This is a genomic window from Rummeliibacillus sp. JY-2-4R, from assembly GCF_053847205.1.
Window position 1 is genome coordinate 3,389,403 of the sequence record NZ_CM132623.1, and the last position, 21,911, is coordinate 3,411,313.

The window sequence follows — 21,911 nt, forward strand, 5'->3', positions numbered from 1 at the left end:
TGTTAAGTAATAAGTAGTATGCGTTTAGCAATATAGGTTATACTCTGTCCAAACACCCATTAATTTAGGGAATGTAATCGATAATAGATGGAATATAATTTTCTTTTGTTTAACTTGTTCTTCTAGATGTTCAAGCCTAGCATTTATATGTGCTAATTCTAAGCGATTGTTATTACTTTTAACATTGAAGTTCTTCCCTATTTTATTAACATTGTAGTATCTCTCATAGAGATAATCTAAAAGCTCAATTTTGTCCTCTACCTTTAAATCATTAATCATTTCAAGAATCTTACTCACTTTTTCCAAAGTAATCACCTCGTGTATTTTTTGTGAAACTATCAGTTTATTTTTTATTCACCATTAACGAGCTAATTTCTTCGAGAGAGTTAAAATTAGGTTTCTCAACATATTGCCACCAAAATAATATTTGATTGTTAGTTTCTTTCTCAATTTTCATTACCATTTCAATAATATTTGATAAGTACTTTGATACCATATCTATATCAATATTTATTAATCTTTGCATTCTAGATAAATCTGATCCATTTTCTGTAAAAGCAGACATATGTACATAGGCGTCTCGATAATCTGTTGTTTCCTCATAAATTTTGTATTCAGAAGATATTTCAGTTCTTAATGTTGGAAATTCAGGATATAAGAGTTTTTTTTTGCTAATGAAAACGCGTCAATACCTTCCATAATTGATCGCTTAGCATAAGTATGTCTTATGATATGAGGACTAAATTGTTTCTTTATTATGCCATGTCTTTATACTTTGCAAATCTATTTTGAATACCTCTACCTTTTAATTGCCTGTTATCAACATTTACGAATAAATGTTCAGTATCTAGTTTTCCTCGTAATCTCAAATAAATGTTCAGTTGTTGTATCGTCTTCTTACTTAAATAAACACTTCTCTCGTTCAAGTTTTTCGTTTCTCTTATAATGAGCTCATTTCCTCAAATATCATTTACTTTAATTCCAACCAATTCTGAAAGAAGAATTCCTGTATCTAGCATTACCATAAAGATAGTTATGTCTCTTACTCCAACAAAAGTATTTTGACCTCTAATAACCTTTGCAATTTTTTCAATTTCCTTATCGTCTAATGTTTCAATAGTACGTTGTCTATCCCTTAGTTGTTTAATATCAGCAGTAGGATTTTTATGGATTATATTACTCTTATACAAATAATTAAACAATGCCTTCAAAGCTCTTATACGAGTATTAATGCTGACTGTTTTGATTTGTCCTTTTAAGTGAAGAATAATCTGTTCAATATCATCTTTATTGAGTTCGATAATTTGCTTATTAATTTCCAACTCAATCATTGATTTTTGAAATGCTGTAATTTCATTTCTGTAAAACTTAATAGTGATGGTCTTAAATTTTTTAATAGACAGTCCCTCTCGAATTTTTCAAACACTTCTTCATCAGTCATTTTGATACGTGTAAAAATTTTTTCTTCTGTAGAAAGTTCTCCTCTACGTCTTCTCATTTTTTATCACCTCGTACGATTCACCTCATAAGATTTTGGCTGTAATAATCGTACGAGAAAACACAAAAAAGACTTTAGCAAATATTGCTAAAGCCTTGATATTACTTAGTTTTAGGATACCGGTGGTCGGGGTCGAACCGACACTCCAAAGGAACACGATTTTGAGTCGTGCGCGTCTGCCAATTCCGCCACACCGGCACATTATTATTAGAGTTATCAATTTTAAAATTATGGAGGCGGCAACCGGATTTGAACCGGTGAATAAAGGTTTTGCAGACCTGTGCCTTACCACTTGGCTATGCCGCCTTAATTTTTATTTGTATTTATGGAGCGGAAGACGGGGTTCGAACCCGCGACCCCCACCTTGGCAAGGTGATGTTCTACCACTGAACTACTTCCGCAAATTAACTGGGGTACCTGGATTCGAACCAGGGCATGACGGAATCAAAATCCGTTGCCTTACCGCTTGGCTATACCCCAATATGGGGCGGCTGAAGGGGATCGAACCCTCGAATGCCGGAACCACAATCCGGTGTGTTAACCACTTCACCACAGCCGCCATTATACTATTGTCTTTTTTATTAATTTTAATAATGGGGCGGCTGAAGGGGATCGAACCCTCGAATGCCGGAACCACAATCCGGTGTGTTAACCACTTCACCACAGCCGCCATTATGTTTAGATTTAATAAATTTTATAATTGGCAGGGGCAGTAGGAATCGAACCCACATCAAAGGTTTTGGAGACCTCTATTCTACCGTTAAACTATGCCCCTATTTTAAAATATGGTGGAGGGGGGCAGATTCGAACTGCCGAACCCGAAGGAGCGGATTTACAGTCCGCCGCGTTTAGCCTCTTCGCTACCCCTCCGAAAATGGTGCCGGCGAAAGGAGTCGAACCCTCGACCTACTGATTACAAGTCAGTTGCTCTACCAACTGAGCTACACCGGCAAATTATTATGGTGGGTCGGGACAGAATCGAACTGCCGACACTTAGAGCTTCAATCTAATGCTCTACCAACTGAGCTACCGACCCATAATAATTTCATATATTTTATATTGTTAATGGCGGTCCGGACGGGACTCGAACCCGCGACCTCCTGCGTGACAGGCAGGCATTCTAACCAGCTGAACTACCGGACCATTTTGGTTGCGGGGACAGGATTTGAACCTGTGACCTTCGGGTTATGAGCCCGACGAGCTACCGAACTGCTCCACCCCGCGATAATATTATTTTTAAAAAATGGTGGAGGATGACGGGATCGAACCGCCGACCCTCTGCTTGTAAGGCAGATGCTCTCCCAGCTGAGCTAATCCTCCATATTGAATGTTAATGGTGACCCCTACGAGATTCGAACTCGTGTTACCGCCGTGAAAGGGCGGTGTCTTAACCGCTTGACCAAGGGGCCATTTATATAAATAAAAGATGATTTAAGGTTTTATGGCGGAGAGTAAGGGATTTGAACCCTTGAGACAGGGTTACCCGCCTACACGATTTCCAATCGTGCTCCTTCGGCCACTCGGACAACTCTCCATTTAAATGGCTCCGAAGGCAGGACTCGAACCTGCGACCCTCTGATTAACAGTCAGATGCTACTACCAACTGAGCTACTTCGGAATAATTTTTAACAGCCTAGCAACTTCCTACTCTCGCAGGAGGAGATCCTCCAACTACAATCGGCGTTAAAGAGCTTAACTTCTGTGTTCGACATGGGAACAGGTGTGACCTCTTTGCCATCATCACTAGACTATTTACTTAAGGACAAGAATTATTATACCATTTCAGGAGAAAAAATCAAGTGTTTTTTTCTATTTTAGAAAAGTTTTATTAAAAAACATTTAACTAAAAATTCTTGTTCTTTCAAAACTGGATAAACCTTCATTGAAATTCTTAAAATAACTCTTGGTTAAGTCCTCGATCTATTAGTATTCGTCAGCTCCATGTGTCACCACACTTCCACCTCGAACCTATCTACCTTGTCGTCTTCAAGGGATCTTACTTACTTGCGTAATGGGAAATCTCATCTTGAGGGGGGCTTCATGCTTAGATGCTTTCAGCACTTATCCCGTCCACACATAGCTACCCAGCGATGCTCTTGGCAGAACAACTGGTACACCAGCGGTGTGTCCATCCCGGTCCTCTCGTACTAAGGACAGCTCCTCTCAAATTTCCTACGCCCACGACGGATAGGGACCGAACTGTCTCACGACGTTCTGAACCCAGCTCGCGTACCGCTTTAATGGGCGAACAGCCCAACCCTTGGGACCGACTACAGCCCCAGGATGCGATGAGCCGACATCGAGGTGCCAAACCTCCCCGTCGATGTGGACTCTTGGGGGAGATAAGCCTGTTATCCCCGGGGTAGCTTTTATCCGTTGAGCGATGGCCCTTCCATGCGGAACCACCGGATCACTAAGCCCGTCTTTCGACCCTGCTCGACTTGTAGGTCTCGCAGTCAAGCTCCCTTGTGCCTTTACACTCTGCGAATGATTTCCAACCATTCTGAGGGAACCTTTGGGCGCCTCCGTTACTCTTTAGGAGGCGACCGCCCCAGTCAAACTGTCCGCCTGACACTGTCTCCTACCCCGATATAGGGGTACGGGTTAGAATTTCAATACAGCTGGGGTAGTATCCCAAGGACGCCTCCACCGAAGCTGGCGCTCCGGTATCTCAGGCTCCTACCTATCCTGTACAAGCTGTACCAAAATTCAATATCAGGCTACAGTAAAGCTCCACGGGGTCTTTCCGTCCTGTCGCGGGTAACCTGCATCTTCACAGGTACTATAATTTCACCGAGTCTCTCGTTGAGACAGTGCCCAGATCGTTACGCCTTTCGTGCGGGTCGGAACTTACCCGACAAGGAATTTCGCTACCTTAGGACCGTTATAGTTACGGCCGCCGTTTACTGGGGCTTCGGTTCTCACCTTCGCTTACGCTAAGCAATCCCCTTAACCTTCCAGCACCGGGCAGGCGTCAGCCCCTATACGTCACCTTACGGTTTTGCAGAGACCTGTGTTTTTGCTAAACAGTCGCCTGGGCCTATTCACTGCGGCTCTCTCGGGCTTGCACCCTACTAGAGCACCCCTTCTCCCGAAGTTACGGGGTCATTTTGCCGAGTTCCTTAACGAGAGTTCTCTCGCTCACCTTAGGATTCTCTCCTCGACTACCTGTGTCGGTTTGCGGTACGGGCACCTCCTACCTCGCTAGAGGCTTTTCTTGACAGTGTGAAATCAGGAACTTCGCGGTAAACCGCTCGCCATCATAGCTCAACGTTATAGAGAGCGGATTTGCCTACTCTCACGCCTTACTATTTAGACGCACATAACCAACAGTGCGCTTACCCTATCCTACTGTGTCCCCCCATTACTCAAATGGTAGGGAGGTGGTACAGGAATATCAACCTGTTATCCATCGCCTACGCCTATCGGCCTCGGCTTAGGTCCCGACTAACCCTGAGAGGACGAGCCTTCCTCAGGAAACCTTAGTCATTCGGTGGATGGGATTCTCACCCATCTTTCGCTACTCATACCGGCATTCTCACTTCTAAGCGCTCCACCAGTCCTTCCGGTCTGACTTCACAGCACTTAGAACGCTCTCCTACCACAGACATCATAGATGTCTATCCACAGCTTCGGTGAATTGTTTAGCCCCGATACATTTTCGGCGCAGCGTCACTCGACCAGTGAGCTATTACGCACTCTTTAAATGGTGGCTGCTTCTGAGCCAACATCCTGGTTGTCTAAGCAACGTCACATCCTTTTCCACTTAACAATTACTTTGGGACCTTAGCTGGTGGTCTGGGCTGTTTCCCTTTTGACTACGGATCTTATCACTCGCAGTCTGACTCCCGTGCATAAATCATTGGCATTCGGAGTTTGTCTGAATTCGGTAATCCGGGATGGACCCCTAGTTCAAACAGTGCTCTACCTCCAAGATTCTCTATCACGAGGCTAGCCCTAAAGCTATTTCGGAGAGAACCAGCTATCTCCAAGTTCGATTGGAATTTCTCCGCTACCCACACCTCATCCCCGCACTTTTCAACGTGCGTGGGTTCGGGCCTCCAGTAAGTGTTACCTTACCTTCACCCTGGACATGGGTAGATCACCTGGTTTCGGGTCTACAACCACATACTCATTCGCCCTATTCAGACTCGCTTTCGCTACGGCTCCGTCTTTTCAACTTAACCTTGCATGTAATCGTAACTCGCCGGTTCATTCTACAAAAGGCACGCTATCACCCATTAACGGGCTCTAACTACTTGTAGGCACATGGTTTCAGGATCTCTTTCACTCCCCTCCCGGGGTGCTTTTCACCTTTCCCTCACGGTACTGGTTCACTATCGGTCACTAGAGAGTATTTAGCCTTAGGAGATGGTCCTCCCAGATTCCGACGGAATTTCACGTGTTCCGCCGTACTCAGGATCCACTCAGGAGAGAATGAACTTTTGACTACAGGACTGTTACCTTCTTCGGTAGGTCTTTCCAAACCGCTTCGTCTAATTCATTCCTTTGTAACTCCATATAGAGTGTCCTACAACCCCAAGAGGCAAGCCTCTTGGTTTGGGCTGTTCCCGTTTCGCTCGCCGCTACTAAGGGAATCGAAATTTCTTTCTCTTCCTTCAGGTACTTAGATGTTTCAGTTCCCTGAGTCTGCCATCATGACGCTATGTATTCACGTCAAGATACTATTCCATTACGAATAGTGGGTTTCCCCATTCGGAAATCTCCGGATCAAAGCTTACTTACAGCTCCCCGAAGCATATCGGTGTTAGTGCCGTCCTTCATCGGCTTCTAGTGCCAAGGCATCCGCCATGCGCCCTTAATAACTTAACCTATAAGTTATTAAGCCTAAAAATTTAAAACTTAATATAAAAAAATGTGTTACTTAAGAATTTTTCAATGTCGTTTTATCCAGTTTTCAAAGAACAATTGGTGGAGCCTAGCGGGATCGAACCGCTGACCTCCTGCGTGCAAGGCAGGCGCTCTCCCAGCTGAGCTAAGGCCCCAAAAGAGTATTTAAATGGTGGGCCTAAATGGACTCGAACCATCGACCTCACGCTTATCAGGCGTGCGCTCTAACCAGCTGAGCTATAGGCCCCTTTGGGAATTAATATCAAATTAAAAGATATGAACTCTCAAAACTGAACAACAAGCGTTAATCTAGAGAACCACGTTCTCTATTCCGAAATATTCCTTAGAAAGGAGGTGATCCAGCCGCACCTTCCGATACGGCTACCTTGTTACGACTTCACCCCAATCATCTATCCCACCTTCGGCGGCTGGCCCCAAAAGGTTACCTCACCGACTTCGGGTGTTACAAACTCTCGTGGTGTGACGGGCGGTGTGTACAAGGCCCGGGAACGTATTCACCGCGGCATGCTGATCCGCGATTACTAGCGATTCCGGCTTCATGTAGGCGAGTTGCAGCCTACAATCCGAACTGAGAACGGTTTTATGAGATTAGCGTGCTCTCGCGAGTTAGCGACTCTTTGTACCGTCCATTGTAGCACGTGTGTAGCCCAGGTCATAAGGGGCATGATGATTTGACGTCATCCCCACCTTCCTCCGGTTTGTCACCGGCAGTCACCTTAGAGTGCCCAACTAAATGATGGCAACTAAGATTAAGGGTTGCGCTCGTTGCGGGACTTAACCCAACATCTCACGACACGAGCTGACGACAACCATGCACCACCTGTCACCAATGTCCCCGAAGGGAAAACTCTATCTCTAGAGCGGTCACTGGGATGTCAAGACCTGGTAAGGTTCTTCGCGTTGCTTCGAATTAAACCACATGCTCCACCGCTTGTGCGGGCCCCCGTCAATTCCTTTGAGTTTCAACCTTGCGGTCGTACTCCCCAGGCGGAGTGCTTAATGCGTTAGCTGCAGCACTAAGGGGCGGAAACCCCCTAACACTTAGCACTCATCGTTTACGGCATGGACTACCAGGGTATCTAATCCTGTTTGCTCCCCATGCTTTCGCGCCTCAGCGTCAGTTACAGACCAGAAAGTCGCCTTCGCCACTGGTGTTCCTCCAAATCTCTACGCATTTCACCGCTACACTTGGAATTCCACTTTCCTCTTCTGCACTCAAGTCTCCCAGTTTCCAATGACCCTCCACGGTTGAGCCGTGGGCTTTCACATCAGACTTAAGAAACCACCTGCGCGCGCTTTACGCCCAATAAATCCGGACAACGCTTGCCACCTACGTATTACCGCGGCTGCTGGCACGTAGTTAGCCGTGGCTTTCTAATAAGGTACCGTCAAGGTACGTTCATTTCCTAACGTACTTGTTCTTCCCTTACAACAGAGTTTTACGATCCGAAAACCTTCATCACTCACGCGGCGTTGCTCCATCAGACTTTCGTCCATTGTGGAAGATTCCCTACTGCTGCCTCCCGTAGGAGTTTGGGCCGTGTCTCAGTCCCAATGTGGCCGATCACCCTCTCAGGTCGGCTATGCATCGTCGCCTTGGTAGGCCGTTACCCCACCAACTAGCTAATGCACCGCGGGCCCATCCTGTAGTGACGCGAAAGCGCCTTTCAACATTTCACCATGAAGTGAAATGGATTATCCGGTATTAGCTCCGGTTTCCCGAAGTTATCCCAGTCTACAGGGCAGGTTGCCCACGTGTTACTCACCCGTCCGCCGCTAAATCAGAGGAGCAAGCTCCTCATCATTCGCTCGACTTGCATGTATTAGGCACGCCGCCAGCGTTCGTCCTGAGCCAGGATCAAACTCTCCATAAAAGTAAAGTTTGAAAGCTCATTAGCTTTGCTAGCGCATCATCAAAGATGATGTCTATTGTTTGTCCTTGTCACTAACAAAAATTAGCAAACAAAGTTTATTGATTAACGTCTTGTTTGTTCAGTTTTCAAAGTTCATATTTTGTCGTCGTCTTGACGACTTTTATATCTTATCATTTCCATTTCTTTCTGTCAAGAACTTTTTTAATAAAGTTTTTTAGAAGAATGAATCGCGATATAATCAGTATGTCTTAACGACAATTAATATAATACAATAGCTTATGTGATAATGTCAACACATATTTCATAGTTTTTTTCATACTTATTAAAGTGCTTTATTTACTATACTACTCTTCAGTCGTTTCTTCAATCTTGTAATGTCTGTGGAAGATCTGATTACTCTTCGTATTAACCTTCACAGCTTGAATATAGCCTTTACTAATAAGGAATTCCATGAATACTTCTAAATCTACAGAGTAGTTTTTTAGCTCTTCTTGTTCATGTAACTCTTGTATTGTCCAATACTCTTTATCCGACATTACTTTTAATATATGGCGTGCTCCATCAGAAGTGCGTGAATGAATTAAGAATTCGCTTGCTAAGAACAATAATTCCAATCTTTTATCAATTGTTTCATCACTTGAAATAAGTTCTTCATATAATTTGTAAATCTCTGGGTCAATTTGTTTTACTTGTGACCAAACGGTTACTTCAGGATACAACCCTTTATCTAAGATTGCTAATCGAGCTAAATGGTGTAATGATTCTACAACATGATTATAAGCATCTAAATAATTAGTTTCATCAAAGCATACTTTCCCCTCTAAATAATGGCGGATTAGCTTTGCAAACTCAATACCCATTTTGACGTTTCTACCATAGAAAGGAAAATCTCTTAGGTTTTGTTTTAAATTTGATATATACTCATTACGATCAAAAACTATTTTACCAAACAAGAGCCAGTCGATTAATTTCTTATTAGTACCAACAAGTAACCATTTATGTAATTGTTTTTCAGTGATTATATGCATAGCTGCTTTTTTATTTTCAAAAGTATAATGCTTTGTATATACAGGTACTCGATTGTCTTTCGTTATGATTAAAAGAATAGTATCGAATGTATCTGTAATCGGACTAACTTCTTCTCTTTTTTCTACTAGAATAATCCCTAATGTATTGGGTTGACTTGCACGTTCTTGATATATCGGACGAAGTAAATGCTCCATAAAAAATCCTCCTAGAATAAAATCTCTATTGTAAATTTCGACAGCAAGATATAGATTCCTCTTTGAAGTTTCAAATCGTATTGCCTTGGAATTCTGTTTTTAGTATGCTTTAGCTTAGGAGGCATACAAATGAAATCCAATAAGAAACCTTATAAAAGTAAAATTAATAAAATTCGTACATTTGCTTTATCTTTAATTTTTATCGGTTTTATCATCATGTATGGTGCCATATTCTTCCGAGAATATCAATGGCTTGTTATTATTTTCATGACTCTTGGGGTACTTTGCATTATTGCAAGTACTGCAGTTTATGCATGGATTGGATTTTTATCAACACAAGCAGTTATGGTTGAGTGTCCAAACTGTCATAAGCATACAAAGATATTAGGTCGCGTTGATATGTGTATGTTCTGTAGTGAACCTTTGACATTGGATAGATCGTTAGAAGGTAAAGAATTCAACCAAGATTATAACAATAAATCAAAACGTCATACGAACGAATAGTAAAGAACCTCGTTTCATCATGAGACGAGGTTTTTTACTATTTAACAGTCTAACATAATATTCACAAATAAAAAAAGCTATACATAGTGATGTATAGCTAAAACAATAAATTGTAAGAAATCATTGTAACTTTGTTGCCTTTTCTTGACAATCCGGGCATGTTCCGTATACTTCCAAACGATGTGAGTTTACTTTAAAACCAGTCACATGAGCGGCAAGATGTTCTACCTCATCAAGTCCAGGATAATGGAAGTCTACAATTTTACCGCAAGATTCACAAATCATATGGTAATGGTTATTAGTAACAAAATCAAAACGGCTAGCGTTATCTCCATATGTTAATTCGTTAACCAGACCGGATTCTCGGAATACTCGTAAATTATTATAAACAGTTGCAACACTCATATTTGGAAATTTATGCTCTAGTGCTTTATAGATATCGTCAGCAGTTGGATGAGACATCGATTCAATCAAGTACTCTAAAATCGCATGACGTTGAGGCGTAATTCTTACGCCAGTTGATTTTAAAGTGTCGAGTGCACTTTTCAAGTGTATTTCGGACATTGCCATGCACCTCACTTCATAAGTATTATTTATTTATAATCGTTATAATTAGTTTACTTAATGGTGAATACAATTGTCAATATTTCTACCTACTGCTATAATATCTAGTTTGCATTTCAAGCTCCTGAACTCTGGAAAATGTGGTAATATGCACTGCAACATAATTTTTTTCTCAACAATTTTCTCAATTAACAATTGTTAATGATAGTTTTTATAAATTGCTATTAGTATCCTTTTTGAGCATCAATCATGTTTTCTAGTTGTTTGTCCCCTGCTAACCACTTTCTTAAGCTTGGCTTAAATATTTCGAAGCTACGTTCCAAATAGCGTGAAGAATGGCTCGATACATGTGGTGATACCATGATATTATCCATTTTCCAAAATGGATGGTCTTTTGAAAGTGGTTCATCTTCAAATACATCACATACTGCATATGCAATTTCTTTTTGTAAAAGTGCTTGTTTTAAAACTTCTGTTGAAACTAAATCGCCACGTCCAAAATTCATAAACATAGCACTATTCTTCATCAATTTGAAATGCTCAGCGGAGATTAGATGATGCGTTTCCTTCGTACTTGGTAATACAGAAATTACATAATCAGCAGTCGGCAATACGGTATCTAGGTTTTCAAACGAAACCATATCATGCATGTAGTCTGCAATCTCCCCTGAGCGATTGCAGCCAATTGTATGAACACCGAAGCATTGTAATAATCTGCCGATTTCTCCACCAATCGCTCCAGGCCCTAAGATTACTGCTGTTGAACCATGTAATTCAGTGTATTTAGCCTTGCGAATCCATTCTGCATTTCTTTTATTGTCATAAATCCATTGCAACTTACGATTATATGCAAGGATATGAGCTAATACGGATTCCGCCATTGGAATTTTATGTATGCCACGAACATTCGATACGACAATCCCACGTTCTGCTATTTTTTGTAACGGCATTTTCTCAAGTCCTGCTGACACAACCATAATCCATTGTAATTTGTTGGCAATTTCAATATGCTCATCATTCAAATCTTCACCGTATGTTACTAAGATTTCGGCTGTTTTTAAAAGATCATCTTCTATAGAGCTACGGAAGATGAATTCTTGTTCTGGAAATTCACCTAGTAAATCTTCTTTTAAATCTGGACGTGGATCAAATGTAAAATAGATTTTCATTATTATTCCCCTTTGTTTTGTAAATAATTTAACACTTCTTCTATGTGATTTTTTACACGTACTTTACGCCATTCTTTTTCAACGATACCTTCTTTGTTGATCAAGAAAGTAGAACGTTCAATCCCCATGAATTCTTTGCCATACATCTTTTTTAATTTCCATACGCCATAGGCATCTGCTACTTCATGATCGGTATCCACTAATAGAGAAAATGGAAGTCCATGTTTTTCGATGAATTTAACATGTTTACTTTCATCATCAGGGCTTACACCTAAAATGACTGCATCTAGTTCTGAGAAATTTTCGTGAGCATCACGGAAATCACATGCTTCTGTTGTACAACCAGGAGTCATGTCTTTTGGGTAGAAATATAGTACAACTGATTTCTTTCCTTTAAAATCTGCTAATGAAACAGTTTCTCCTTTTTCGTTTACTAACGAAAACTCTGGTGCTTTTAATCCTTCTAACATTGTCATGAAAAATCCTCCATTTCATTTTCTTACTGATATTGTAACAATTTATTTGTTTTTCTGTTGTAATTTTGAATACAATTAAATGACAGTATTTCTTCCTTTTATATTAAGTTGCAATTATTTGGGGTAAATAAAATAATAATGCTTCTATTGACCATCGATACTTTATCATTTAAAGTCAGGAATACACAGTATATAGAAAGAGAGGTTACCCATTTTCAAATGAAATTAGGTGCCCGAATATTAAAAACTGGAGTAGCCATTGTATTGTCTTTATTTATAGCAAAGGCTTTACATTGTCCTTCTCCAATATTTGCAGGAATTGCTGCAATCTTTGCTATGCAGCCTTCTGTTTATCGTTCATATCGAACAATTATCGAACAAGTTCAAGGGAATATAATAGGCGCAGTAATTGCAATAGCTTTTGGCACTATTTTTGGTCATGAGTATGTTGCTGTTGGAATAGCCGCAATTGTCACTTTGGCTATCATGTTACGATTTAAATTGGAGGATAGTATCTCCTTAGCATTAGTAACGATGATTGTTATTATGGAGGTCCAAGGTGATCAGTTTTTCACGTTTGGACTCATTCGTTTCGCTACTATTATGATTGGTGTAATTGCAGCTTTTGTCGTGAACTTACTATTTCTTCCACCCCGCTATGAAAAACGTCTTTTTGCATCTATTAATCTTTTGGAAGATGATATCATTCGCTGGATTCGATTGGCTGTTCGCCAAGCTTCTGAACATACGTCCACAAAGCAATCATTACGTACCTTGAAACAGCGAAACGACCGTATTAATACACTTTATAAATTATATAGAGAAGAACGCGTTTACTTTGGTAAAGCAAAATATGTGAAGAGCCGAAAATTAGTTGTTTACAGGCAAATGATTTTAACAACTAAGAAAAGTATCGAAGTGTTAAATAGACTCCATTTACACGAAAACGAAATGGCTAACTTACCTGAACGCTTCCGTATAATGATTCAAGAACGTTTAGATTTTCTTCTAACTTATCATGAACAGCTATTATTGAAATATACAGGTAAGTTAAAACACGAGCATACAAAATGGGTTGGGCAAGAGGAGTATTTGCAACGAAATGAAGTGATGGATATCTTTGCAAATCATATTGTTCTCGCTCATTCAAGTGAAGAGGAAGAAGAATTTTCAAGTTATCATCTGCTCCATATCCTTTCTCGAATTTTAGATTATGAAGAAAATCTAGAACATTTGGATACGTTGATCAGTGCATATCAAAATCGTCATTCTAATGAAATTTTAAAACTAGAAATAGATGATCGTATTATATAAAAAAACTCCAATCGTCTTCAATCGACGACTTGGAGTTTTTTAGTTTTTCATTTTCGGATCAAGTGCATCACGCAGGCCATCCCCCATTAGGTTAAAACCTAAAACAGTTAGCATAATTGCTAAACCTGGGAAAATCATTGTCCATGGCGCATTGATTAAATAGATTCTTGCATCGGCAAGCATCTTGCCCCATTCAGGTTGAGGTGCCTGTGCCCCAAGCCCCAGAAAGCCAAGTGCTGCTGCTTCGATAATTGCTGATGCAATTGCCAGCGTGCCTTGTACAATAACAGGTGTCATAGAGTTTGGTAGAATATGTGAGAACAGAATACGAAAATCCTTCATTCCAATCCCTTTAGCCGCTGTAATATACTCTTCTTGTTTAATACTTAATACTTTTGAACGTATTAGCCTTCCGAAGTTTGGAATGTTTATTACTGCTATCGCAATAAGTGCATTTTGCAAAGAAGGACCTAATACAGAAACGATCGCAATTGCTAATAGAATACTTGGAAAAGCTAATAAAATATCAAAAAATCGTGAAATAATCGTATCTATCCATCTACCATAGTATCCCGCTATAATTCCTAAAACACTTCCCACTATAACTGAACCAGTGACAGAAAAGAAACCAACCATTAAGGAAATTCTAGCCCCATGTACTACTCTCGAAAATATATCTCGGCCAAAATCATCTGTACCAAAAAAGTGATCGGCGGATGGTGCTTTTAGTCGATTGCTTAATTGTTGTTCATTAATACCTTGTGGTGCTATTAGAGGACCGAATATTGCTAATAATAGAAAGAAAACCACAATACCTGCTCCAATTAGCGCTACTTTATTTTTCTTAAAGCTACGCCAAGCTTCTTTCCATGGACTATCCGATTGATTATGCTTTGCAACATTACCTGGTGGTATATTGGGTGCCATTTGTGACATATTAGGTCCTCCTTTTAGTTATATTTGATTCTTGGATCTATGAAGCTATATAAAATATCAACAAGTAAATTAATCATAATGAAGATAAACGCAACGATTAATATTCCTGATTGAATTACTGGATAATCACGGTAACCAATCGCATCATAGATATAACGACCAATACCTGGCCAACTAAAAATTGTTTCAGTTAAAATTGCTCCACCAAGTAATAAACCCATTTGTAAACCAATGACTGTTAAAACAGGGATAATTGCATTTTTTAACGCATGCTTGTAAACAACCCAAAACATCTTTTGTCCTTTAGCACGAGCTGTTCGAACATAATCTGAACGCATTACTTCTAGCATGCTTGAGCGTGTCATTCGAGCAATAATTGCCATTGGAATAGTTGCTAACGCGATAGCTGGTAAAATTAAATGTTGAATAACTACAACTAGTTGATCAAAACGGCCTTGAAGTATAGTATCTAAAATATACAAGTACGTTATTGGATTAATAGGATTTCGTGCATCTTCGCGTCCCGATGTAGGTAACATATCAAACTGAATTCCAAAAACCCATTGCCCCATCAAACCTAGCCAAAAAATTGGCATGGACACACCGATTAACGCTAGAATCATCGCACCATAATCAAACCAAGAATTTTGGAACCAGGCAGAAATGATTCCTGCATTCACACCGATTACAACTGCTAAAATGATTGCACAAAGAGATAATTCTAAAGTTGCTGCTAAATATGGCCAGATTTCACTTGCTACCGGTGTCTTTGTACGCATTGATTCACCTAAATTTCCTGTTAATAAATCACCAAGATAGTGGAAATACTGCACATACCACGGATTATCTAATCCTAGACTTGCTCTCAACGCTGCAACTGATTCTTTCGTAGCCTGTTGACCTAAAATCACTTGTGCAGGATCCCCCGGAATTGCACGGATAATCAAAAAAACAATAAATGTCATTCCAAGCAAAACAGGAATCAATTGTAATAGCCTTCTCCCAATATAACGAAGCATACTACCACCTCTCCATCCTCTTGTTGTTTTTATTCTGATAAAAACTCGCCTTCTACTAAACTAGTTAAACTAGTAAAAGGCGACAATGTTCTAGTTATTCTGATTTGTGATTATTAAATTACAACCTTATTCTTCTACTCTTTAATATCTATTTTAGACAAGATATCTGAACCAGTAGGATGTGGCAAAAAGTCCACGATATCCGCTTTTCCCGCTAACAATGGTGTAGAGTGAGCAAGCGGTACCCATGGTGCTTCTTCCGAAATAATTACTTGAGCCTTTTTATAAAGTTCATTACGTTTTGCTTCATCAGTTTCTGTTTGTGCTTCTAATAAAAGCTTATGTGTTTCTTTATTTTTGAAGAATGTGTAATTATTACTTCCAATATTGCTTTCATCTAACAATGTATACAGGAAGTTATCAGCATCTCCATTATCACCAGTCCATCCAAGTAGGAATGCATCTGCTTCCCCTTTCGCGGCTTTGTCTAAATATGTTGCCCATTCGAATGTAACGATTTTCGCCTTCATACCTACATCGCTCAAGTTCTTTTGAATTGCTTCAGCTACTTTTTGTCCATCAGGCATATATGGACGTGGTACCGGCATTGCCCATAGCTCAATTTCTTTACCGTCATAACCTGCTTCTTTTAGTAGTGCTTTAGCTTTTTCTGGATCATATTCATACCCTTTAACATCATTATTGTAGCCTTCAATTACTGGAGGCATTGGGTTTTTCGCTACTTCCGCTTGTCCCTCAAAGAATGCATCTACTATTGCTTGCTTATCGATTGCGTAGTTTACAGCTTGTCGAACTTTAACGTTATCAAATGGTGGACGAGTTACAGTTAAGCCTAGATAGCCAACATTCATAGATGGACGTTCGAAAACTTGTAATTTACTGTTACCTTTAATAGAAGTTACATCTGATGGATTGATACCATCTGCTAAATCAATTTCACCAGTATTTAACGCGTTTAAACGAGCAGAATTATCTGGAATTGAGCGGAAGACAATTTTATCCAACTTAGGAAGTCCCTCTTTCCAGTAATCTGGATTTTTCTCAATTGTTACTGAATCATTTCGCTTCCAGGATACAAATTTGAATGGTCCAGTACCTACTGGATGATCACCAAACTTGTCTCCTTCTTTTTCAAATGCTGTAGGGCTTGCAATACCAAACGGACTCATAGCAAGGTTTTTTAAGAATGGAGCTTGTGCACGATTTAACGTAATCACTAATTTATAATCTCCATCTGCTTTTACTTCTTTAATAACCGCTTCTTTATCACCTTTAAATCCGCCAAACATGGATGCGAAATAAGGATATTTCTCAGCATCTCCGCTCATCCAACGTTCGAAGTTTTTCACTACCGCTTCAGCATTAAACGCTGTTCCATCATGGAATTTTACACCTTGTTGCAAATCAAAAGTGTATGTTAAACCATCTTTAGAGGCTTCCCATTTTGAAGCAAGGCCCGGATGCAATGTTGTATCTTGTTCCCCAAAATTAATTAATGTTTCAAATACATTTTGTGTTACTTTATAAGATTCGCCATCTGTAACTGTAATCGGATCAAGTGATACCGAATCTCCGCCACGTCCAAATACTAATGTTTTTTCTTTTTTACTGTCACTTGAATTCGTGTTGCTAGATGTATCATCTTTGCTACCAGATGAACACGCTGCTAGAATTGTTGATAGCACTAAAACTAACAACACCCCTATGGATAAAAACCTCTTTTTCCCCATTTAATAACCCCCATGCTTGTAATTTATTTATCATTGTTGGACTTTCCATCATAAAGATGGCAGGCAACAGAATGACCCTTTTCAACTTCTACCAACTGTGGCACTCGTGATATACAAACATCCAATTTAAATGGACATCGAGTATGAAATGCACAACCTGTAGGTGGATTAGATGGGCTTGGCATATCCCCAGTTAGTAGAATTTGTTCCCTTTTATAATCTGGATCAGGTATAGGTACAGCAGAAAGTAAACCTTTTGCATAAGGATGTAGTGGATTACTATAAAGTTGTTCACTCTCTGCGAGTTCAACCATTTTTCCTAAATACATAACGCCAACGCGATCGCTAATATGTCGTACCACTCCTAAATCGTGGGCGATAAAGACATATGTGAGTTTCAATGTTTTTTGTAAATCTTGCATCAAATTTAATACTTGTGCTTGAATAGACACATCTAGAGCGGATACAGGTTCATCTGCAATGATTAACTTTGGATTCGTCATTAAAGCACGAGCTATTCCAACACGTTGTCTTTGCCCTCCACTAAATTGATGAGGATAACGTTTTGCGTGATAATATGATAAACCTACTATTTCTAGTAATTCATTTACTCTCTTCTTTCTTTCCTTTGCATCCCCTAGGCCATGTACGATTAAGGGTTCTTCAAGAATTTTTCCTATAGAGTGTCTTGGGTTTAGCGAAGCATATGGATCTTGAAAAACCATCTGAATTTCTCTACGTACCTTACGCATTGCAGAATTCGATAACTTTGCTAAATCTTTCCCCTCAAATTCTATCGATCCGGAAGTAGGATTAAGTAATCTCATAATCATTCGACCAGTAGTTGATTTACCACATCCAGATTCACCGACAATACCTAATGTTTCTCCTTCATTGACATAAAAAGATATGTCATCTACCGCCTTTACACTTCCTTGCTCGTGACCCAGAATACCTTTTTGAATAGGAAAATATTTCTTTAAGTTATTTACTTTCAATAACGGTTCTGCCATCTATAGGTGCCTCCTTCCTTTCATGCAAGAAGCATCTTGTTCTATGATCAGAGGATGTCTGATATAAACCTGGATTTTCTTTTGTACAACGAGCAAATGCGAATTCACAGCGTGCAGCAAAACGGCAACCAAGCTTTACTGTTCCAGGCTTTGGTACATTTCCAGGAATAGAATAAAGTCGCTCTTTTTTATATCTCATATCAGGTACTGATTGTATTAAGCCTACTGTGTATGGATGCTTTGGTTCCTTGAAGATTAACTCTACAGGACCTTCTTCCACAATTTGCCCACTATACATAACAATCACTCTTTCACATGTCTCAGCAACAACCCCTAAATCATGCGTAATCAGCATTACTGCAGTATTTAATCGCTTATTTAAATCTTTCATCAATTGCAATATTTGCGCTTGAATCGTTACATCAAGTGCTGTAGTCGGCTCATCAGCAATTAATATTTTTGGATCACAAACTAAAGCCATTGCAATCATGACACGTTGACGCATTCCCCCTGATAATTGGTGTGGGTATTCTTTTAATAATTCTTCCGCTCTAGGAAGCCCCACTAATTTCATCATTTCCACCGCATGTGCAGAAGCCTTTTTCTTTGACCAATCCTTATGATGGATTAAAATTGCTTCTATTAACTGATTGCCAATAGTAAACAATGGATTTAAGGATGTCATAGGCTCTTGAAAAATCATCGCAATCTCTTTTCCTCTAACTTTGCGCATTTCTTTTTGTGAATATTCAGATATTTTTTTGCCCTCTAATAGAATTTGTCCATTTGTAATTTTCCCAGGAGGAGATGGAACAAGCCCCATAATAGATAAAGAAGTAACACTTTTTCCACAGCCAGATTCACCAACAATACCTAGAATTTCTCCCTCTTTAAGAGAAAAGTCAATATGATCAACTGCTGAAATTGGCCCATCATCTGTAAAAAACGTTGTCTCAAGTCCTCTCACTTGTAATAACTCTTTTCGATGGTTCATCATATCACTCCTTTTAGAGCCATATTTTCTATTATTCTCACTTTTTTACATTCTATAATTATTTATATATAAATTGCAACATATTCTATTTTATGTAATAAATATGGTTAAGACTAAAGAAATAGGCTTCTCAAAAAATGAGAAGCCTTAATTATATTTCGATATATTATTTTGTTATCTACTTTAATCTAATTTTTGAACTTGGAACAAGTTATGGTAAATTCCATTTTGATTCATCAATTCATCATGTGTACCATGTTCCTTTAGTTCACCATGGTCGATAACCAAAATTTGATCAGCGTGTGTGATGGTAGATAAACGGTGGGCAACAATAACTGTTGTACGGTTATGCGCTAGACGATCAAGTGATTCTTGGATTAACGCCTCACTCTCTAAATCTAGAGCAGAAGTTGCTTCATCTAAAATAAGAATAGGTGGATTTTTTAAGAAGACACGCGCAATTGCTACCCGTTGTTTTTGTCCACCAGATAATTTTACGCCACGTTCCCCCACCTCTGTATCATAACCATTTGGTAATGACATGATAAAATCGTGGGCATTTGCAGCTTTGGCAGCAGCTATGACTTCTTCATCTGAAGCTTTTGGATTCCCCATCAATATATTGGCTTTTACTGAATCACTAAACAAAATATTATCTTGCAATACAATCCCAATTTGAGAACGTAATGTTTCAATAGTTGCTTTTTGAACGTTCATATTATCTACTTTTATCGTTCCATTTGCTACATCATAGAATCGCGGTATTAAACTTATGATTGTTGATTTACCACCGCCACTCATCCCAACTAGCGCAACTGTTTGCCCTGGTGAGATATGGAAGTTGATGTTTTTTAGAACTTCTCTTCCTTGTTCATCATAGCGGAATGATACATTTTCAAAATCAATTTTACCTTTTACTTGCGTTAATGCTTTCGCATCTTTTGCATTGACTATATCATATTTTTCATCAAATAAGTCAAACATACGGTCCATTGAAGCAACAGCTTGTGTCAGGGTTGTGGATGAGTTTACAAGGCGTCGTAATGGATTATATAGACTATCAATATATGCTACAAAAGCAGCCATAGTACCTACTGATAGATTACCGTGAATTACTTGATAACCTGCATACCCAACAACAATAAGCGGTGCAATCCCTGTTATTGTATTAACTACAGCAAATGTTTTGGCATTCCAACGTGTTTGTTCAATCGCCTTGTCCAAAAAGTTTCCATTGGTTTTGGCGAAAAGTTCTTGTTCATGCTTTTCAAGTGTAAAACTTTTGATAATACTCATACCTTGTACACGTTCATGTAAATAACTTTGAACTCCAGCCAGTGCTTTGGATCGTTCTCTTGTTAGCTGTCTTAAACGTGCAAAGAAGTAACGAACGCTAATTGCATAGAATGGAAATGCGATTAATGAAACTAATGTTAATTTCACATCTAGTTTCATCATAATGCCTATGGCAATCAAAATCGTACATAAATCAATCCACACATTCATAAGACCTGTCATGACGAATTCTTTTGTTTGTTCTACATCATTAATAATTCGAGAAATGACATCCCCTACTCGGTTATTTGAATAAAATTTTAAACCAAGTTTTTGGACATGTGCATATAGTTTCTGGCGAATGTCGTACAAGATTTGGTTGCTGACCCTTTGAGCAAAATATTGGCGATAATACTCAACTGGTGGACGAACTATAAAGAATAGAACAGATGTCCCTATAATCCAGTAAAATAATTCTTTTGTTTTCTCATCAGCGGATAAATCTTTGGCACCGACAATATCATCAATTACTATTTTGATAAGTACTGGAGTAAAAAGTGGAATGGCAAATTTGATTACTCCCAATATAAATGTAAAAAAAATGTCGAATCTATATGGTTGAACGAAGCGTAAATAACGTTTCATACTCCCCATTTTCAATCACTATCCTTTCAAGTGAAAAAGTTGCCCCAAAGGTATTTTTGGGGCAACTTCTTTACAATTTCCGATAAGTATAGTAGTTAACACTACTAACTAAATAACCTTTTTACTTATCGTTTTCGTGAAGCTGTCTTTGGAATTCATAACGATTCGTCCATGCTTCGATAAAGTCGGGAGCAAATGGCCCTCTTCGTTGATGAATCCAACTAATTAATTTATCTACATTTGATTTTAGGATATGGTCAATGACAGGTGGATATCCCATAGCCATTTTATGTTGCTCGTATTCATCTTCATCAAGCAATGTGTAAGACATATCTGGAAAGACTTTTACATCTAAATCATAGTCAATATATTTTACTGCATTATGATCAAATACAAATGGCGAACTCATATTACAGTAGTAATATACTCCATCTTCTCTTAACATACAAATAATGTTGAACCAATGCTCTGCGTGAAAATAGCAAATTGAGGGTTCTCTTGTAATCCAAGTACGCCCATCTGATTCAATAACAAGTGTTCTTTCATTCGCACCGATTACTATATTTTTGGTAGCTTTTAAAACCATTGTTTCTTGCCAAACTCGGTGGATGTTGCCATTGTGCTTATAACTATGTATTTGTATAATTTCCCCTTCTGACGGAATTGCCATTCAAAAGCCCACCTTTTTTAACAAACACTCATGTATGAGCGTTCTTTTGTAACATTATAACAATCCTTGCGAAAAACTTGTAGCAAAAAATAGGTGAAGGAATAAATCCTTCAC

Annotated in this window: 16 protein-coding genes, 18 tRNA genes and 3 rRNA genes; 2 read left to right on the top strand and 35 right to left on the bottom strand. The window is 39.1% G+C overall.

Features of this window, described 5'->3' with window-relative positions; all coding sequences use genetic code 11:
- Positions 1 to 24 precede the first annotated feature (24 nt).
- The 25 genes from ACWV26_RS16575 to ACWV26_RS16695 all read right to left on the bottom strand — a co-directional run bounded on the left by ACWV26_RS16575 (position 25) and on the right by ACWV26_RS16695 (position 9,467).
- A complete protein-coding gene (locus ACWV26_RS16575; protein ID WP_455895813.1) occupies positions 25 to 306 on the bottom strand; it encodes a hypothetical protein in 282 nt (93 codons plus the stop codon).
- A gap of 653 nt (positions 307 to 959) precedes the next feature.
- Entirely contained in the window at positions 960 to 1,331 is a 372-nt protein-coding gene (locus ACWV26_RS16580) for a tyrosine-type recombinase/integrase (protein WP_455895814.1), read from the bottom strand.
- Positions 1,328 to 1,498, bottom strand: a complete 171-nt coding sequence (locus ACWV26_RS16585; protein ID WP_455895815.1) for a hypothetical protein — start codon at positions 1,496 to 1,498, stop codon at positions 1,328 to 1,330. The genes ACWV26_RS16580 and ACWV26_RS16585 overlap by 4 nt, the downstream gene beginning before the upstream one ends.
- Before the next feature lie 117 nt (positions 1,499 to 1,615).
- Positions 1,616 to 1,696: transfer RNA gene (locus ACWV26_RS16590), tRNA-Leu, on the bottom strand.
- A 33-nt stretch (positions 1,697 to 1,729) separates the two neighbouring features.
- Positions 1,730 to 1,804, bottom strand: a tRNA-Cys gene (locus ACWV26_RS16595).
- 20 nt (positions 1,805 to 1,824) lie between these two features.
- Positions 1,825 to 1,899: transfer RNA gene (locus ACWV26_RS16600), tRNA-Gly, on the bottom strand.
- A gap of 7 nt (positions 1,900 to 1,906) precedes the next feature.
- Positions 1,907 to 1,978, bottom strand: a tRNA-Gln gene (locus ACWV26_RS16605).
- Positions 1,979 to 1,981: 3 nt separating this feature from the next.
- A tRNA-His gene (locus ACWV26_RS16610) sits at positions 1,982 to 2,057 on the bottom strand.
- Positions 2,058 to 2,092: 35 nt separating this feature from the next.
- Positions 2,093 to 2,168, bottom strand: a tRNA-His gene (locus ACWV26_RS16615).
- A 31-nt stretch (positions 2,169 to 2,199) separates the two neighbouring features.
- Positions 2,200 to 2,273 (bottom strand) — tRNA-Trp (locus ACWV26_RS16620).
- A gap of 11 nt (positions 2,274 to 2,284) precedes the next feature.
- A tRNA-Tyr gene (locus ACWV26_RS16625) sits at positions 2,285 to 2,368 on the bottom strand.
- A 5-nt stretch (positions 2,369 to 2,373) separates the two neighbouring features.
- Positions 2,374 to 2,449 (bottom strand) — tRNA-Thr (locus ACWV26_RS16630).
- Positions 2,450 to 2,458: 9 nt separating this feature from the next.
- Positions 2,459 to 2,534: transfer RNA gene (locus ACWV26_RS16635), tRNA-Phe, on the bottom strand.
- Positions 2,535 to 2,564: 30 nt separating this feature from the next.
- Positions 2,565 to 2,641, bottom strand: a tRNA-Asp gene (locus ACWV26_RS16640).
- A gap of 4 nt (positions 2,642 to 2,645) precedes the next feature.
- A tRNA-Met gene (locus ACWV26_RS16645) sits at positions 2,646 to 2,722 on the bottom strand.
- 20 nt (positions 2,723 to 2,742) lie between these two features.
- Positions 2,743 to 2,818, bottom strand: a tRNA-Val gene (locus tag ACWV26_RS16650).
- Positions 2,819 to 2,832: 14 nt separating this feature from the next.
- Positions 2,833 to 2,907: transfer RNA gene (locus ACWV26_RS16655), tRNA-Glu, on the bottom strand.
- A gap of 33 nt (positions 2,908 to 2,940) precedes the next feature.
- Positions 2,941 to 3,032 (bottom strand) — tRNA-Ser (locus tag ACWV26_RS16660).
- A 7-nt stretch (positions 3,033 to 3,039) separates the two neighbouring features.
- Positions 3,040 to 3,116: transfer RNA gene (locus ACWV26_RS16665), tRNA-Asn, on the bottom strand.
- A 13-nt stretch (positions 3,117 to 3,129) separates the two neighbouring features.
- Positions 3,130 to 3,246 (bottom strand): 5S ribosomal RNA (rrf, locus tag ACWV26_RS16670).
- 155 nt (positions 3,247 to 3,401) lie between these two features.
- Positions 3,402 to 6,331: ribosomal RNA gene (locus ACWV26_RS16675) — 23S ribosomal RNA — on the bottom strand.
- 97 nt (positions 6,332 to 6,428) lie between these two features.
- Positions 6,429 to 6,504: transfer RNA gene (locus tag ACWV26_RS16680), tRNA-Ala, on the bottom strand.
- A 15-nt stretch (positions 6,505 to 6,519) separates the two neighbouring features.
- A tRNA-Ile gene (locus ACWV26_RS16685) sits at positions 6,520 to 6,596 on the bottom strand.
- Positions 6,597 to 6,696: 100 nt separating this feature from the next.
- Positions 6,697 to 8,244, bottom strand: a 16S ribosomal RNA gene (locus tag ACWV26_RS16690).
- The 16S, 23S and 5S rRNA genes sit together here with 18 tRNA genes alongside, the layout of an rRNA operon.
- Positions 8,245 to 8,588: 344 nt before the next feature.
- The gene (locus ACWV26_RS16695; RefSeq protein ID WP_455895816.1) at positions 8,589 to 9,467 is read right to left on the bottom strand and encodes a nucleotidyltransferase-like protein; all 879 of its coding nucleotides are present in this window, start codon (positions 9,465 to 9,467) and stop codon (positions 8,589 to 8,591) included.
- 129 nt (positions 9,468 to 9,596) lie between these two features.
- Between ACWV26_RS16695 and ACWV26_RS16700 the strand changes: the two genes are divergently transcribed.
- Positions 9,597 to 9,971: a YgzB family protein gene (locus ACWV26_RS16700; protein WP_455895817.1), complete on the top strand. Its 375-nt coding sequence runs from the start codon at positions 9,597 to 9,599 to the stop codon at positions 9,969 to 9,971.
- 120 nt (positions 9,972 to 10,091) lie between these two features.
- Here the strand turns inward: ACWV26_RS16700 and perR are convergent, their stop codons facing one another.
- The 3 genes from perR to bcp form a co-directional block, all read right to left on the bottom strand.
- Positions 10,092 to 10,535, bottom strand: a complete 444-nt coding sequence (perR, locus tag ACWV26_RS16705; RefSeq protein ID WP_455898277.1) for a peroxide-responsive transcriptional repressor PerR — start codon at positions 10,533 to 10,535, stop codon at positions 10,092 to 10,094.
- A gap of 224 nt (positions 10,536 to 10,759) precedes the next feature.
- Complete coding sequence (locus ACWV26_RS16710) at positions 10,760 to 11,704, bottom strand: D-2-hydroxyacid dehydrogenase (protein ID WP_455895818.1); 945 nt, start codon at positions 11,702 to 11,704, stop codon at positions 10,760 to 10,762.
- 2 nt (positions 11,705 to 11,706) lie between these two features.
- Positions 11,707 to 12,180 carry a thioredoxin-dependent thiol peroxidase gene (gene bcp, locus ACWV26_RS16715; protein ID WP_455895819.1) on the bottom strand — a complete coding sequence of 158 codons (474 nt, stop codon included), beginning with the start codon at positions 12,178 to 12,180 and terminating at the stop codon, positions 11,707 to 11,709.
- 219 nt (positions 12,181 to 12,399) lie between these two features.
- On the opposite strand from bcp, the gene ACWV26_RS16720 reads away from it, so the two are divergent.
- Entirely contained in the window at positions 12,400 to 13,494 is a 1,095-nt protein-coding gene (locus ACWV26_RS16720; protein WP_455895820.1) for an FUSC family protein, read from the top strand.
- A gap of 39 nt (positions 13,495 to 13,533) precedes the next feature.
- Here ACWV26_RS16720 and ACWV26_RS16725 read toward each other — a convergent pair whose 3' ends face one another.
- The 7 genes from ACWV26_RS16725 to ntdP form a co-directional block, all read right to left on the bottom strand.
- Positions 13,534 to 14,421 (bottom strand): ABC transporter permease, encoded by an 888-nt coding sequence (locus ACWV26_RS16725; RefSeq protein ID WP_455898278.1) that lies wholly within the window; start codon positions 14,419 to 14,421, stop codon positions 13,534 to 13,536.
- Positions 14,422 to 14,444: 23 nt separating this feature from the next.
- Positions 14,445 to 15,449: an ABC transporter permease gene (locus ACWV26_RS16730; RefSeq protein ID WP_455895821.1), complete on the bottom strand. Its 1,005-nt coding sequence runs from the start codon at positions 15,447 to 15,449 to the stop codon at positions 14,445 to 14,447.
- A 134-nt stretch (positions 15,450 to 15,583) separates the two neighbouring features.
- A complete protein-coding gene (locus ACWV26_RS16735; RefSeq protein WP_455895822.1) occupies positions 15,584 to 17,200 on the bottom strand; it encodes an ABC transporter substrate-binding protein in 1,617 nt (538 codons plus the stop codon).
- A 23-nt stretch (positions 17,201 to 17,223) separates the two neighbouring features.
- The gene (locus ACWV26_RS16740) at positions 17,224 to 18,213 is read right to left on the bottom strand and encodes an ABC transporter ATP-binding protein (RefSeq protein ID WP_455895823.1); all 990 of its coding nucleotides are present in this window, start codon (positions 18,211 to 18,213) and stop codon (positions 17,224 to 17,226) included.
- Positions 18,185 to 19,207 (bottom strand): ABC transporter ATP-binding protein, encoded by a 1,023-nt coding sequence (locus tag ACWV26_RS16745; protein WP_455895824.1) that lies wholly within the window; start codon positions 19,205 to 19,207, stop codon positions 18,185 to 18,187. The genes ACWV26_RS16740 and ACWV26_RS16745 overlap by 29 nt, the downstream gene beginning before the upstream one ends.
- A gap of 183 nt (positions 19,208 to 19,390) precedes the next feature.
- Complete coding sequence (locus ACWV26_RS16750) at positions 19,391 to 21,136, bottom strand: ABC transporter ATP-binding protein (RefSeq protein WP_455895825.1); 1,746 nt, start codon at positions 21,134 to 21,136, stop codon at positions 19,391 to 19,393.
- Positions 21,137 to 21,248: 112 nt separating this feature from the next.
- Positions 21,249 to 21,797, bottom strand: a complete 549-nt coding sequence (gene ntdP, locus ACWV26_RS16755) for a nucleoside tri-diphosphate phosphatase (RefSeq protein WP_455895826.1) — start codon at positions 21,795 to 21,797, stop codon at positions 21,249 to 21,251.
- Between the last annotated feature and the right edge of the window lie 114 nt (positions 21,798 to 21,911).